General features: G+C 63.0%; 15 protein-coding genes. 8 read left to right on the top strand and 7 right to left on the bottom strand.

What is annotated here, in order from left to right:
• Window positions 1–3: 3 nt before the first annotated feature.
• From EI969_RS14160 to EI969_RS14135, 6 genes are read right to left on the bottom strand one after another with little or no spacing between them, the layout of a single operon-like run.
• On the bottom strand, window positions 4–504 hold the full coding sequence (locus EI969_RS14160) for an aromatic-ring-hydroxylating dioxygenase subunit beta (RefSeq protein ID WP_077048276.1): 501 nt from the start codon (window positions 502–504) through the stop codon (window positions 4–6).
• The gene (locus tag EI969_RS14155; protein WP_160388355.1) at window positions 501–1784 is read right to left on the bottom strand and encodes a Rieske 2Fe-2S domain-containing protein; all 1284 of its coding nucleotides are present in this window, start codon (window positions 1782–1784) and stop codon (window positions 501–503) included. The genes EI969_RS14160 and EI969_RS14155 overlap by 4 nt, the downstream gene beginning before the upstream one ends.
• Window positions 1785–1807: 23 nt before the next feature.
• Window positions 1808–2932, bottom strand: a complete 1125-nt coding sequence (locus EI969_RS14150) for an amidase (RefSeq protein WP_160388354.1) — start codon at window positions 2930–2932, stop codon at window positions 1808–1810.
• Complete coding sequence (locus EI969_RS14145; protein WP_160388353.1) at window positions 2929–3399, bottom strand: nuclear transport factor 2 family protein; 471 nt, start codon at window positions 3397–3399, stop codon at window positions 2929–2931. The genes EI969_RS14150 and EI969_RS14145 overlap by 4 nt, the downstream gene beginning before the upstream one ends.
• A gap of 3 nt (window positions 3400–3402) precedes the next feature.
• On the bottom strand, window positions 3403–3774 hold the full coding sequence (locus tag EI969_RS14140; protein ID WP_110661140.1) for a hypothetical protein: 372 nt from the start codon (window positions 3772–3774) through the stop codon (window positions 3403–3405).
• Window positions 3775–3805: 31 nt separating this feature from the next.
• Entirely contained in the window at window positions 3806–4969 is a 1164-nt protein-coding gene (locus EI969_RS14135; RefSeq protein WP_160388352.1) for an acyl-CoA dehydrogenase family protein, read from the bottom strand.
• A 347-nt stretch (window positions 4970–5316) separates the two neighbouring features.
• Between EI969_RS14135 and EI969_RS14130 the strand changes: the two genes are divergently transcribed.
• From EI969_RS14130 to EI969_RS14095, 8 genes are all read left to right on the top strand, one after another.
• A complete protein-coding gene (locus EI969_RS14130; protein ID WP_160388351.1) occupies window positions 5317–6798 on the top strand; it encodes a sensor histidine kinase in 1482 nt (493 codons plus the stop codon).
• 217 nt (window positions 6799–7015) lie between these two features.
• Window positions 7016–8164, top strand: coding sequence for an amine dehydrogenase large subunit (locus EI969_RS14125; RefSeq protein ID WP_160388350.1), 1149 nt, complete (start codon window positions 7016–7018; stop codon window positions 8162–8164).
• An 11-nt stretch (window positions 8165–8175) separates the two neighbouring features.
• Window positions 8176–8715: a MauE/DoxX family redox-associated membrane protein gene (locus EI969_RS14120; protein WP_160388349.1), complete on the top strand. Its 540-nt coding sequence runs from the start codon at window positions 8176–8178 to the stop codon at window positions 8713–8715.
• 5 nt (window positions 8716–8720) lie between these two features.
• Window positions 8721–9347 carry a methylamine dehydrogenase accessory protein MauD gene (mauD, locus tag EI969_RS14115; RefSeq protein ID WP_160388348.1) on the top strand — a complete coding sequence of 209 codons (627 nt, stop codon included), beginning with the start codon at window positions 8721–8723 and terminating at the stop codon, window positions 9345–9347.
• A gap of 18 nt (window positions 9348–9365) precedes the next feature.
• Window positions 9366–9887 (top strand): methylamine dehydrogenase light chain, encoded by a 522-nt coding sequence (locus EI969_RS14110; RefSeq protein ID WP_008050506.1) that lies wholly within the window; start codon window positions 9366–9368, stop codon window positions 9885–9887.
• A 246-nt stretch (window positions 9888–10133) separates the two neighbouring features.
• Window positions 10134–10655 (top strand): cytochrome C, encoded by a 522-nt coding sequence (locus EI969_RS14105; RefSeq protein ID WP_160388347.1) that lies wholly within the window; start codon window positions 10134–10136, stop codon window positions 10653–10655.
• Window positions 10656–10756: 101 nt separating this feature from the next.
• The gene (locus EI969_RS14100) at window positions 10757–10978 is read left to right on the top strand and encodes a DUF4287 domain-containing protein (protein ID WP_160388346.1); all 222 of its coding nucleotides are present in this window, start codon (window positions 10757–10759) and stop codon (window positions 10976–10978) included.
• Between the two features lie 12 nt (window positions 10979–10990).
• Window positions 10991–11662: a bifunctional 2-polyprenyl-6-hydroxyphenol methylase/3-demethylubiquinol 3-O-methyltransferase UbiG gene (locus tag EI969_RS14095; protein ID WP_160388345.1), complete on the top strand. Its 672-nt coding sequence runs from the start codon at window positions 10991–10993 to the stop codon at window positions 11660–11662.
• 111 nt (window positions 11663–11773) lie between these two features.
• Here the strand turns inward: EI969_RS14095 and metE are convergent, their stop codons facing one another.
• Window positions 11774–14062, bottom strand: a complete 2289-nt coding sequence (metE, locus tag EI969_RS14090) for a 5-methyltetrahydropteroyltriglutamate--homocysteine S-methyltransferase (RefSeq protein WP_160388344.1) — start codon at window positions 14060–14062, stop codon at window positions 11774–11776.
• Window positions 14063–14198 lie beyond the last annotated feature (136 nt).

Raw genomic sequence — 14198 nt, 5'->3', positions numbered from 1 at the left:
CCCTCACAAAAGGAAGCCGAGCGCGCTCAGGCTGTCGGTGGAGTTGATCAGGCGCACCACTTTGCGCTCCAGGGTCGGCACGCCGTCGGTGAAGCGGATACGGTGGTTCAGGTCCGCCACGAACGGCGTGTGCACGCCGCGCTTGTAGGCGTACAGCAGCTGCGCGGAGTTCACTTCGACGATGTCGCCGGCCGCTTCCACCAGACGGAAACGCGAGACCGTGCGAATGGTTTTCGCAGCATCCACCGCCGACGGCGAGTAGCCCGCGGTCAGGCGTTCGATGCGCAGGTCACGCATGCGCGCATCGTCGTAGGCGTAGTTCAGGGTCGCCTCGAAATCTTCGGTGTCCGGGTCGATCGGCACGATGTACTTGCCGCTTTCGCTCCACAGGGTCGCCCATTCGGCGTAGTTCTTGTGGTCGAGCAGTTCGGCTTCGCGCCAGATGAATTCGATGGCCTGGGCCAACGGGCCGGAAAAACCATTCAGGGTGTCGTGATTGCTCATTGGCTCATCATCCTTTTCCACATGTCGTAGGCACCGCGCATGCCGCCTTCGTCGGTGGCGTGGCTGACCTTGTCGCCGTTTTCAGCGGTGATTTCGCGGTTCAGGCCGCGGTTGACCAGGATCGGCGCGTCGACGCCGGCATACGAGCCGCGCTGCACGCGGTCCCAGGCCTCGGCATCGTCGGGGCTGCCGAAACCGAACGGGCCCTGGAAGTGTTCGTGGATGCGCATGCGCTCGCGGTTGGCGACTTCCGGGCCGCCGTCCATGCCGAGGGCAACGTGACGGATCTCCGTCTCGGTGACCGACACCGGGCGCAGCACACGGAAGAACGACATCGACATCGCCACGTTGGGGAACAGGTTCAGGTTGAACCCGGCGCCGTGCAGCGAACGCACGATGCGACGCACCTGATCGGCCGGCATGGTTTTCGACAGCTCTTCAGTGACGTGGGCGAAGCGTTCCTGCAACTGCTCGGTGCCGTCGTCGTGATCGAGGTCGACGTGCTCCGGCACCATCACCATCACGCTGTGGCCATTGCCCAGCGAGTGGGTCACGGCTTGCTCGTCGGTCATGAACGAGAGCATTTCCGAGGTTTCTTCATCCACCGACGACATGAACGACTTGTGCACGATCGGGAAGTGGTAACCGTCGGTGGTGTTTTCCAGCTGGATCTTCCAGTTGCCCTTGAAGCTGAACTTGTGCTCGCCCTGGGTCTTGATCGGGTAGCCGGCGCCCTGCTTCATGAACAGGTCCATCCAGTGCTTCGCGCCACCGAGGAAGTCTTCCAGCGGCTCGATCTCGTCGTTGTAGCTGGCGAAGACCATGCCGGCGTAGCTTTCGACCCGCAGGCTGGTCAGCGGCAGCTCGGATTTCTCCAGGATGCCTTCGTAACCGTCCGGATACGGCAGCGCGCGCAGCTTGCCGTCCAGGCCATAGGACCAGCTGTGGTACGGGCAGGTAAATCCGGTGGCGTTGCCCTTGTGCTTCTCGCACACGGTGGCGCCACGGTGCCGGCAACGGTTTTCCAGCACGTTGATGTTGTTCTTCTTGTCGCGCACGACAATCACCGGGCGACGGCCGACCATGGCGGTCTTGAAGTCGCCGCTGTTGCGCACTTCGCTCTCGTGGGCAACCCACACCCAGGTGCGGTAGAAAATCTTGTCCAGCTCGGCTTCGAACAGTGCTGGATCGTTGTACAACGAGACGTCGACGCGGTCGTGCTGGACCAGGTCTTCGGGGCTTTTCGACGATGCGATCAGCTGATATTCATGAGTGCTCATGCGGTTCTCCTCATGGCTTCTTTTTATGATTGAGTGGTAGAGGCTTGCAGCTGCGCACCAAAGGCGCAGACCAGTTCGTCCTGACCTTTGCGACCGACTATTTGCAGGCCGACTTTCAGCCCGCCGCAGTCGAGTTCCACCGGCACCGTCAGGGCCGGATGGCCGCTGAGGTTGAAGGGACGTACCAGCGGGGTCATGCCGGCCACGGCCTTGCTGCCGGCGCGGGCTTCGCCGAGGGTCGGCGGCAGGGTTGGCAGTGTCGGCAGCAGCAATACGGCAAAGTCTTCCAGCGCTGCGTCCACTTGTTGGGTGAACGCTGCACGCACGGCTTCGGCCTCGGCCAGGTCTTGGCGCGTGGTGCGGCTGGCCGCCAGCAAACGTGTTTCCACGTCGGCGCCGATCAAGCCCTGGCCGGTCAGGTGGCCGAACGCCGCCCAGTTTTCGAAATTGATCACGGTCAGGCCGGCGGCGAACGCTGCTTCGAACTCGCTCAAATGCAAATTGCCGCGGCGCCATCCGGCGCGGTCGGCGGCGGCACCCAGGCAGGCTTGCAGGTGCGGGTCGCAGTTCACGTCAAGGAAGGCGACTTTTGCACCGGCGCCCGGCAAGCCCTGAACTGCAAAGCCCGGACAGATCACCTGCATCGCCGCGATCAGGTCGTCCATGCTTTTGGCGAACGGCCCGACGCAATCGAGGCTGGATTCCAGCGGATGGGCGCCAACACGGCTGACTCGGCCGTAAGTCGGCTTGAGCCCGGCCACGCCGCAGCAAGCGGCCGGCACCCGCACCGAACCACCGGTGTCGGTGCCGATGGCGATGTCCGCCAAACCTGCCGCGACCGCCGCAGCCGAACCGCTGGACGAACCGCCCGGCACGCGGTCCGGCGCCTGCGGGTTGATCGGCGTGCCGGTCAAGTCGTTGATGCCGGTGACGCCAAACGCCAGTTCATGCAGGTTGGTCTTGCCGACGATTTGCCAACCGGCGTCGAGGATCGCGTCGACTACTTCGGCGTTTTTCGTTGCCGCCGGTGCATCGGCAAAAGCACGGCTGCCCGAGCGGGTCGGGTGGCCGGCGATGTCGATGGAGTCCTTGATGGCGACGCGCTTGCCGTTGCCACCGAGAAGGAATTCGCTGATGAAGGTACTCATGCACTCAACTCCGTATTGAACAAACGCTGCGTACGGAAATGCGCGATCAGCCAAGTGCCATCCACGCAACGAAAATCAATGTTCAGACGCGTGCCGATCAGCTCGTTGCGGCCATCGGCGTAGGTCGAGATCTGCTGCATGATCCACTGCCCTTGCGCCTTGTTACCGTCGACCACGATCGACTCGCTGGTGAGGTAATGCAGGTTCAGCTTGAAGTGATCGGACGGCGGCAGATAACCGCCGACAAAGGTCGCCACCGCCGCACGTCCGTGGTGCTGGCCGAAGGTCTGCGCGGTCTGGGTGCCGAGGCCTTCCCAGACCGCATCCTCGGTGAACAATTGCGCCAACTGGCTCAAGTGAATCGCCGCCCGCGGCACGTCGCACAGGTCCATGTAGCGCGCCATCAAACGACGCACTGCGCTTTCCCCTTCGAGCGTCGCCAGACGCTGCAGCAAGGCCTCGTTCATGGCTTACACCCTGGCCGCATCAGGGATGGTCAGCGGGCGACCGATGCGCGCTTCGATCTTGGCGTAGCGCCACAGGCTGTATTGGCCGACCGGCGTGGTGCGGAACAGGTTGCAGGCGTCGATCACCGACTGGTGGCAGTCGACGTCGGCCATGATGTACACGGTCCATGGCGAGGTGGTGGACGGGCCGACCATCAGGCGGTCGTCGTCCATGGCACCGAGCACGGTGATGCCCGGCATGGCGCCGAGGTCACCCATCATCTGGCTGAAGCCTTTCCACACGCTCAGGCCTTCGCCGGTCGGCAGGTCGAAAAAGTTCTGGGTGATGCCGATGCAGAAGACGACGCGCAATGGCTCTTGGGTGGTTTGCGACATGGGTGCGATTCCTTGAAAAAGTAATGGGGGTTCAGATGTAGCCCGGGAACGGCTGCACGCCGAGGAACACCGAGCCGGCGCCGTCGTACAGGCCTTCGCTGAGGAAGGCGTGCTGGGTCACCACCATCGAGTCGCGCAGGTAGCGCTGCAGCGGATGGCGCAGGTAAATGGCGGTGGTGCCGGCCAGGCTGTAGGCGCTCTGCACCACCTCGGCACCGGCCTGGGACACATGGATCGCCGACAGGCGCAGCAGGCTGGTCTGCTCCGGCGTGACCGGGTTGCCGGCCAGGATCGAGTTCCACACCTGTTCGGTGGCGTTGTAGAAGAAACCGCGCGCGGCGCTGAGCTTGGCTTCAGCCTTGGCGATCTCGATGCGCACGTAAGCGCGATCGGACAATTTCGGCGCGCCGGTGATGCCGCTGCCGCCCGCCATGCGGCTGATTTCGTCCAGCGCTGCACGGGCCAGGCCGAGGTTGACCACCGCCAGCACTTGCGCGGCATAGGCGATCGACGGGTAGCGGAACAGCGGTTCGTCGATGGTCGCGGCACCGCCACGGATGAAGGTCCAGCGCTCATCAACGCGTTTGTCCGTCACCCGCAGGTCGTGGCTGCCGGTGCCTTTGAGGCCGACCACTTCCCAGTTCTCGACGATGTCTACCTGCCCAGGGCGAAATACTGCGGTGCGCGGCTTGCCGCCAGCGGCGCCGATGCCCACGCCCAAAAGGTCTGCGCCTTTGCAGCCGCTGGCGAATTTCCAGGTGCCGTTGACCTGATAGCCGCCTTCGACCGCTTCGGCCGGTTGCAACGGAAACAGGCCGCCGGCGAACACCAGGTCCGGGCTGTCGGCATAGAGTTCAGCCAGGGTTTCTGGCGGTAAGGCGGCCAGATAGACACCGGCGCTGCCGAAGCTGGCGACCCAGCCCGCCGAGCCGTCGGCTTCGGAGATGCGTTCGATCATTTGCAGGAACAGTGCCGGAGCCAGGGCGTCGCCGCCGAAGCATTTCGGCGTGGCAGCGCGGTAGATACCCACCTGCTTGAATCGCTCGATCATGTCCCGAGGCACGTGGGAGCCGGCGTCGAATTCCTCGCGGCGTTGACGCACCTCATCCAGCACTTGCTGAAATAGCTGACTCTCGACCATTGGCACGACCGGGGCGGACACAGGGTCTTGTTGCGCGACAGCTGAACGCAGCATGGGCTAGTTCTCCGTTGTGATTATTGTTGGTGGGCTCCGCTGTTCCCTCTACCTGTAGGAGCGAGCTTGCTCGCGATGGACGTCAACGATAACGAGCCCAGTCTGGATGACTGCGTTGTTCAGACGTTTTTCGCGAGCAAGCTCGCTCCTACAGGGGTAAGGAGCGCGGTGGTTGCCCTTGCATTGAGGTCCAGTGTAAAAACCGCGTCCGCCCGCAACTATTGGGGCGTGCAGCCCCCGCGCTAAAGAAAACCCCTAGGCCCACGCCGGTTACCTCTGAGCGCATCGCGCTGTGCGAGCAGGTATAAAACGCCATACTGCAAATCTCTGCCGCCAGGGGCCGTGCGATGTACCTGCCAAAACCGAACGACTTTCATGCGCTGATCGAAGCCATGCCGCTGTGCATCATTCTTCATGACGCGCACACCAAGGAAATCCTCTGGGCCAACGCCGCTGCCCTGGCGGCGCTGGGCTTTACCCTGGAAGAACTGACGCCGCTCAAGGCCCCGGACATGACCCGCGACGCGCCGAAATACCGGCGTTCGGTAGGCCTGCGCTGGCTCGAAGGGGCCGCACGCACCGGGCAGCGGGCCATCGAGTGGTGCTACCGCTCCAAGCAAGGGGTGGAAATCCTGTCCGAAGCGGTGGCGACCCTGGTGCACCTGGACGGGCGCGACGTGTTGATGGTGCAGTTCCGCGACATTTCCAAGGAGGACAAGGTCAAGCGCGACCTCAAGCGTTTCGAGAGCCGACTCACGGCGTTCATGCAGGACCTGGCCGAAGGCGTGGCCGTACTCGGGCCAGAGGGCGATATCCGCTTTATCAGCGACTCCGGCGCGCACCTGCTCGACAGCGAAGTGCACAAGCTGATGGGCAACAACTTCCTGGCCTGGTGCGACGACGCTTCACGCCAGCGCTTGCTGCAACGGTTCGCCGTGGAGACGCCGGAGCACGCGCCGTTCAACGTGCATTACCAAGTGCAGCGCCGCGATGGCGAATGGCGCTGGCATGATGCAACCTGCCGCTACATCGAGATCGAGGACGATCTGGTCGGCCACCTGCTGCTGTTTCGCGACGTGACCGAACAGGTGCAGGCCGAAGAGGCGCGGCGGTTCAGCGAGCAGAAACTCGAGTACCTGGCGCGCTACAACGCCATGGGTGAAATGGCCGTGGCGATTGCCCACGAGCTGAGCCAGCCCCTGGCGGCAACACGCAACTTCATCGAAGGCACGGTGATTCGCCTGGGCAACGTCGCCGATGCCGACCCCGCTGTCACCTGGGGCCTGCAGAGCGCCGTGCGGCAAATCGAGCATGCGTCGGTGATCATCAAGAGCGTGCGCGATTACGTGGTCAAGCTGGAGCAGTCGGAAGAGCGCGTCGACCTCAATGAACTGCTGCGCGAAACCCGCTATTTCATCAGCCTGCGCGCCGACCCGAGCCTGGTGCGCGTGGAAATCATCGACTCGCCCGAACCGCTGATGGTGAGCTGCGAGAAAGTGCTGATCGGCCAGGTGATCCTCAACCTGGCCTTCAACGCCATTGAAGAAATGGCCGACCTGCCGGCCGAACGTCGCCTGCTGCGCATCCATGCCAGCCGCGACAACGATGTGGCTTTGGTGCGCATCGAAGACAGCGGCCGTGGCATCCAGGCCCAGGCGCAAGAGAAGCTGTTCGACGGGTTCTTCTCGTCCAAGGTCAGCGGCAACGGCATCGGCCTGGCGCTGTGCAAGAACATCATCGGCCGGCATCGGGGCGACATCTGGGCGCAGAACCTGGAGCCGTGCGGCGCTGTATTTACCTTCTCCCTGCCTCTCGCCAATCCCGCCTGACCTACACAAGCCCCCTCACCACAAAAGCTCCTTTGCCCCCCCTCTCCACCCCCCGCCTTATCAGCCTGCGCAGCCAGTTTCATGACACTGGCACAGACACACAAACACTTGGCAGGCAGGGCAATTCTCGCGATCGCGGGGCACGGCAGAATCAAAGGGTAAAAATCTGCCAAAGCACCCGCGATCCGCGTTACCAACAATTCAGGAAGTTCCCCTTATGCGAACAAACAGGATCTCCGTACAGTCAGCGCTAGGCCTGAGCCTGCTTGTACTCGGTTTGAACAGTGCCCGTGCGGATTTGCCCGCCGGTACGATTGGCCAGACCGTTCTGGCGTTTCCACCCGAAGCTCACCGCGCGTTTGTCATCGACGTCGAATTCGACAGTTTCGTCGCTGGCCGCGTGACCGTGGTCGACCCGGACCAGAAGCGCATCCTCGGCATGGTCCCGACCGGTTTTGCCGCGCCGTCGACCCTCAGCCATGACAAGAAGACTATCTACAGTGCAGACATCTGGTATTCGCGCGGTACCCGTGGCACCCGTACCGATGTGCTGACCGCCTGGGACAGCTCGACCCTGTCGCCGGCCTGGGAAGTACTGATCCCGAACAAGCGCGCCGAATCGCTGACCCAGCGCTACTCGCTCAAGCCGAGCGGCGACGACAAGTTCGTCTATGTCTACAACTTCACCCCGTCGACTTCGGTGACCGTGGTCGACACCCAGGCCAAGGCCGTGGCCGGCGAAATCGCGATTCCCGGTTGCGTGCTCAACTACCCGGTCGGCAACCGCCGCTTCGCCTCGCTGTGCGGCGACGGCAGCCTGCAGGTGGTGACCCTCAACGACCAGGGCCAGGAAACCGCGCGCAGCCGCACGCCGTTCTTTGATCCGAACGCGGAAAAACTGGTGGAACGCGCGGTCAACGTCGGCGACACCTACTACTTCACCACCACCACCGGCACCGTACGCCCGGTGGATTTCGCCGGCGATGCGCCGAAAATCCTGCCGTCCTGGTCGCTGGTCAGCGATGAAGAAAAGAAAGCCGGTTGGGCTCCGGGTGGCTGGCAGCTGATGGCCGTGGCGCCGAAGCTGGACCGTCTGTACGTGCTGATGCACGACGCCCACGAAGCGATGAAGTGGGAAGACCCGAGCCCGCTGATCTGGGCGTTTGATCTCAAGACTCACAAGAAGATCGCCACCCTCGAAGCACCGGTTCCGGTGTGGAGCATGCAGGCCACCGGCGACGACAAACCGCTGCTGCTCGGCACCGACGTGGAAGGCGGTCTGCAGATCTTCGACCTGAAGACCAACAAGCTCACCGGCAGCATGCCGAAAGTCGCGAAGACCGCGACTCAGGTCCTGAGCTACTAAGAGGTTCGGTTATGCACACAGATCCGATCTTCATCATTGCCAGCGCCGTCGCCATCGCGGTGTTGCTGGCCAGTGCCGCGACCCACAAGTTGCGCGCGCCGGCCCGCTTCAGCAAGCAGCTGGCGGACTACCAGTTGCTGCCCGCAGCGCTGGTGCGCCCGACGGCGCGCCTGGTGCCGCTGCTGGAACTGGCCATCGCGTTCGCCTTGCTGGTGCCGGTCAGCCGCGGTTACGCCGCGCTGAGCGCCGCCAGCCTGCTGGCGCTGTACGCCGCCGCCATCGGCATCAACCTGTGGCGCGGCCGTGCGGACATCGATTGCGGTTGCGCCGGTCCCGACCAGGCACAACCGCTGCGCCCGGTGCTGCTGGCGCGCAACAGTGCGCTGGTCGCTCTGGCGCTGGTGGCCGGCATTGCGCCGGTGGCCCGCGACCTCAACCTGTTCGATGGCTTCGTGACCCTGGCCGCCGCCGCCGTCGCGCTGCTCATCTACGCCGCCGCCGATGGCTTGCTGGCGAACTCCCCTCTTCTGCTCAAATTGATTGGTAGGTAATCGAAATGGAAGGCTTGATAGTTTCCAACGTTCTGCTCTGGGTGCTGCTGGTGGCCGTGGCGTTTGTCGTCATGGGCCTGGTGCGGCAGATTGGCGTACTGCACGGTCGCCTGGCACCGGCCGGCGCGCTGATGGTCGACAAAGGTGTGGCCGTCAACGAAGCCGCTCCGCAAATCACCGCCGCCGACCGTCACGGTCGTCCGGTGAACTTCGGTTATGCCGGCGAGAAATCGCAACTGCTGTTCTTCCTCTCGCCGACCTGCCCGATCTGCAAGTCGTTGCTGCCGGCGATCAAATCCATCGCCAGGGAACAGGCCGGTACGCTCGACGTGGTATTCGTCAGCGACGGCGACATGGATGCCCAGCAAGCGCTGATCCGTGAGCACAAACTGGAAGACGCGACTTATGTGGTCGGCCCGGAAGTGGGCATGACCTACCAGATCGGCAAGCTGCCGTACGCCGCGCTGATCGACAAGGCCGGCACCCTGCGCGCCAAAGGCCTGGTCAACTCCCGCGAGCACCTGGACAGCCTGTTCGAAGTCGAGCACCTCAAGCACGCGACGCTGCAGCAGTACCTCAATGCCCAGCCGCACACCCACGATCACGACCACAGCCACGGCCATAGCCACTGATAAGGCAGGGAGACCTTTATGAAACTGCTGGATCTGTTGTTTGAGCGTTCGTCCCGCCGTGTCGCCGACACCACGTCGCGCCGCAAACTGCTGGCACGCATGGGTTCGCTGATGGTGGCCGGTGCCGCCCTGCCCCTGCTGCTGCCGCTGGATCGCACCAGCAAGGCCCTGGCCGCGGAACCTGCGCAGGCCGGCGACCCGGGTGATCCGAACAGCTGCGACTACTGGCGCTACTGTTCCATCGACGGCTTTCTGTGCAGCTGCTGCGGCGGGTCGGTGACCTCCTGCCCTCCGGGCACCGAAGCCTCGCAAGTGACCTGGATCGGCACCTGCCGCAACCCGGCCGACGGCAAGGACTACATCATTTCGTACAACGACTGCTGCGGTAAACAAAGTTGCGCCCAGTGCGCCTGCACCCGTAACGACAGTGAAGAACCGGCTTACCGCCCGTTCAACAACAACGATGTGAACTGGTGCCTGGCCGCCAAATCGCACATCTATCACTGCACCGTATCGGTGATCCGCGGCGTCGCCGTTTAAAAAACGCGCTTTGCGCCGGTTGCTCGCGCAACCGGCGGCTTTTTTTTCTGTGGCTGCTTTTGTTTTTTTTTAGCTGTTCTCTGTACCTCTGTACCTCTTTACCTCTGTAGGAGCGAGCCTGCTCGCGAAGGACGTCAACGATAACGCGGGTTATCTGGTTTAACGCGTCGCCCTTGAGTTCTTCGCGAGCGGGCTCGCTCCTACAGGGGATCCAGAGTCAAAACGGTCATCAGCGGAGTTAGTTACATGCGTAGTTTGATATTGCTCGGTCTCGTCTGCGCCCTCGGCGCCCCGCTCGCCCAGGCCCGGGCCATTCCCGACCCGAACCAGCATCACGCGCCGGGTAATGAATCGGTGCAAACCCCGATTGCCCAGGCTGGGTACAGCGTCGGCGTCAACTACCAGTTGCAATGCGCCGGTTGCCACCTGGGTGACGGCACGGGTTCCGCCGCCAACGACACACCACGGATGAAGGGCTTTGTCGGCAACTTCCTGAAGGTTCCGGGCGGCCGCGAATTCCTCGTGCGCGTGCCAGGCATGTCGCAGTCGGCGCTGGACAACGCGCAACTGGCGGACCTGCTCAACTGGCTGATGCGCAAAGACGGCATGGCGGGCGACAGCCTGCCGGCCGACTATCAGCCTTACACCGCCGAAGAAGTCACGGCGTTACGCGCCAAGACCATGCTTAACCTGCCGGGCACCCGCAGCGAGTTGATCAAGGGCATGCGTGCCCAAGGCATCGCGATTGATGACGGGATGAACTACTGACTTCGAAATCGACGGCTCGAACGATGGACTCACCGACGGCAAATCAGTAACGTAATCGGCGCTGCAATCGAACTCAGATCATTGGAAAGGGAGTTTGCATCGTGACCGAAGAGACCAAAACCAAAGGACCGGCTTCGTACTTCCCGTCAATCGAGAAAAAGTATGGGCAGCCGGTCAGCCATTGGCTGGACCTGCTTAAAACCGTCAGCGACAAGAAACACATGGAGCTGGTGGCCTGGCTCAAGGCCGAACACGGCATGGGTCATGGGCACGCCAACGCGTTGGTTGCCTATCATCTGGCAGCCGCCACCTCCAGACCCTAGCGGGGCAACGATATGCCTGCCCCCGAATCCACCCTCCTCGACAGCTGGCATCACAATGCCCGGGCCTGGATCGACGCGATCCGCACGGGCAGCATCGAAAGCCGCCTCAAGGTCACCGACCAGGCCATCCTGCTGGCGGTGCTGGGTCGCCAGCCTGAGCGTGTGCTCGACCTGGGTTGTGGCGAAGGCTGGTTGTTGCGGGCGCTGGCTGACCGTGGCATCGAGGCGGTCGGTGTGGACGGCGATGCAACGCTGGTGGAAGCGGCACGGGCGGCGGGCGCTGCGCCGGTGCATCTGGCGAGCTATGAGCATCTGGCAGACACGCAGGTCGACATCGGCCGCGACTACAACCTGATCTGCGCCAACTTCGCCCTGCTGCATCAGGACATCATCCCCCTGCTCGCCGCCATGAACAGCCTGCTCGCCCCCGGCGGCGCGCTGTTGATCCAGACGCCGCACCCGTGGGCAGCTGCAGCAGGCGATTATCAGGATGGCTGGCGGGAAGAAACCTTTTCCGCGTTCGAGGGGCAGTGGCAGCCCATGCCGTGGTATTTCCGCACCCTGTCCAGTTGGCTGAATGCCCTGGACATGGCGGGCTTTACGCTGGCAGCCCTGCAGGAACCGCAGCACCCACAAAGCCCCGTGCCGCAGTCGTTGCTGTTGGTGGCCGAGCCACGACTGTAGGAGCCGGCTTGCCGGCGATGACGTCGGCACATCCAGCATTGATGCCGCAGACATACCGCTATCGCGAGCAAGCTCGCTCCCACAGGTTTCAGTGGTGTAGCCACCGACCCGTCAGGCCCATTCCTTGCGCAGTTGGCGCGCCGCATTGACCATGTGCACCAGCGCCGCTTCGGTTTCCGGCCAGCCGCGGGTTTTCAGGCCGCAGTCCGGGTTGACCCACAGGCGGTCGGCGGGAATGCGTTGGGCGGCCTTGCGCAGCAGGCCGGCCATTTCCGCGGAATCGGGCACGCGTGGCGAGTGGATGTCGTACACGCCCGGGCCGATTTCGTTGGGGTAGGCGAAGGCTTCGAACGCATCCAGCAACTCCATGTCCGAGCGCGAGGTTTCGATGGTGATCACGTCGGCATCCATGGCGGCGATGGACTCGATCACATCGTTGAACTCGCTGTAGCACATGTGGGTGTGGATCTGGGTTTCGTCACGCACGCCAGAGGCGCACAGGCGGAACACTTCGGTCGCCCAGTCCAGGTAGTGCTGCCACTGCGCCTGGCGTAGCGGCAGGCCTTCGCGGAACGCGGCTTCGTCGATCTGCACGATCCTGATGCCGGCGGCTTCCAGGTCGACCACTTCGTCGCGGATCGCCAGGGCCAGTTGCCGGGCCTGCACTTCGCGGCTCACGTCTTCGCGCGGGAACGACCACATCAGCATGGTCACGGGACCGGTCAGCATGCCCTTCATCACTTTGTCAGTGAGGCCCTGGGCGTAGCGGATCCACTCCACGGTCATGGCTTTCGGACGGCTCAGGTCGCCGAAGATCACCGCCGGTTTCACGCAGCGCGAACCATAGCTCTGGACCCAGCCGAAGCGGGTGAACACGTAGCCGTCGAGTTGCTCGGCGAAGTATTCGACCATGTCGTTGCGTTCGGCTTCACCGTGCACCAGCACGTCCAGGCCCAGGCGCTCCTGGATTTGCACGGCGTGACGGATCTCGCTGTGCATCGCCTCGGTGTATTCGGCTTCGCTCAGCTTGCCTTGCTTGAACGACTGCCGGGCCAGACGAATCGACGCGGTTTGCGGGAACGAACCGATGGTGGTGGTCGGGAACAGCGGCAGGTTCAGACCGGCGCGCTGTTTGCCGATGCGCTGGGCAAACAGCGAGTGACGCTGGCTGTCCCTGGCGCTGATCGCGGCCACACGAGCCTGAACAGCCGGTTTGTGAATGCGTGGCGACGCCGCACGGGCAGCCTGTACGGCACGGCTTTGGCTGAGCGCTTCAAGCACCTTCGGCGCTTCCGGGTCGTTGACCGCCTGCGCCAGCACCGCCACTTCTTCACACTTCTGCACGGCAAACGCCAGCCAGCTTTTCAGTTCGGCATCGAGCTTGTCTTCACGGCCCAGGTCGACCGGGCTGTGCAGCAGCGAGCACGATGGCGCCACCCACAGGCGATCACCCAGACGCTCATGAGCGTGCTGCAAGGTGGCCAAAGCGTTTTCCAGGTCACAGCGCCAGACGTTGCGACCGTTGACCACGCCCAGCGACAGCACTTTATAGGTCGGCAACCGATCAAGAATGGTCGGGAACTGTTCAGGCGCACGCACCAGGTCGATGTGCAGGCCGTCCACCGGAAGGTTGGCGGCCAGCCCCAGGTTCTCTTCCAGTCCACCGAAGTAGGTCGCGAGCAGTTTCTTCAGCGGGTCGCGCTGAATCAGGTTGTAGGCGCGCTCAAAGGCGTTTTTCCAGTCTTGCGGCAGGTCGAGGACCAGGATCGGCTCGTCGATCTGCACCCACTCAACGCCTTGTGCGGCGAGACGCTGGAAGATCTGGCCGTACAGCGGCAGCAGGCGATCGAGCAATTCGAGCTTGTCGAATTCGCCGCCCTTGGCCTTGCCCAGCCACAGATAAGTCAGCGGGCCGATGATCACCGGCTTGACGTTGTGCCCCAGGGCGCGGGCTTCTTCGACTTCTTCGAAGAGTTGATCCCAGCCGAGCTGGAACTGCTGGTCGACGCTGAATTCAGGCACGAGGTAGTGATAGTTGGTGTCGAACCACTTGGTCATTTCCTGGGCGTGCGCGCCGCCGCAGCAGCTGTCGCTGACACCGCGGGCCATGCCGAACAGGGTTTGCAGGCTGGCCTTGCCATCGTGCGGGCGGAAACGCTCGGGGATCACACCGAACATCAACGAATGGGTCAGGACCTGGTCGTACCAGGCGAAGTCGCCGACCGGCAACAGTTCGATGCCGGCCTTTTTCTGCAAGTCCCAGTGGCTCTTGCGCAGGTCACGGCCAACGGCGCGCAGACCAGCTTCGTCGAGCTCGCCTTTCCAGAACGCCTCTTGAGCCTTTTTCAGTTCGCGGTCGCGACCAATGCGCGGAAATCCAAGGGAATGGGCCAAAGCCATGTCAAATAACTCCAATGCGTTCAATGGAGTCATTGTCGACAGTACCGAAGAGTGAGACAAACTCATTTTAATCGTGATGATCACAAGTTATCCTCATGATCAATCAACACGGGTTGCAAGTTGACCGACCATGACC

Source organism: Pseudomonas sp. PB101, from assembly GCF_009764265.1.
In the GTDB taxonomy this organism is placed as follows: domain Bacteria; phylum Pseudomonadota; class Gammaproteobacteria; order Pseudomonadales; family Pseudomonadaceae; genus Aquipseudomonas.
This window is presented reverse-complemented; position numbering and strand designations above follow the sequence as displayed.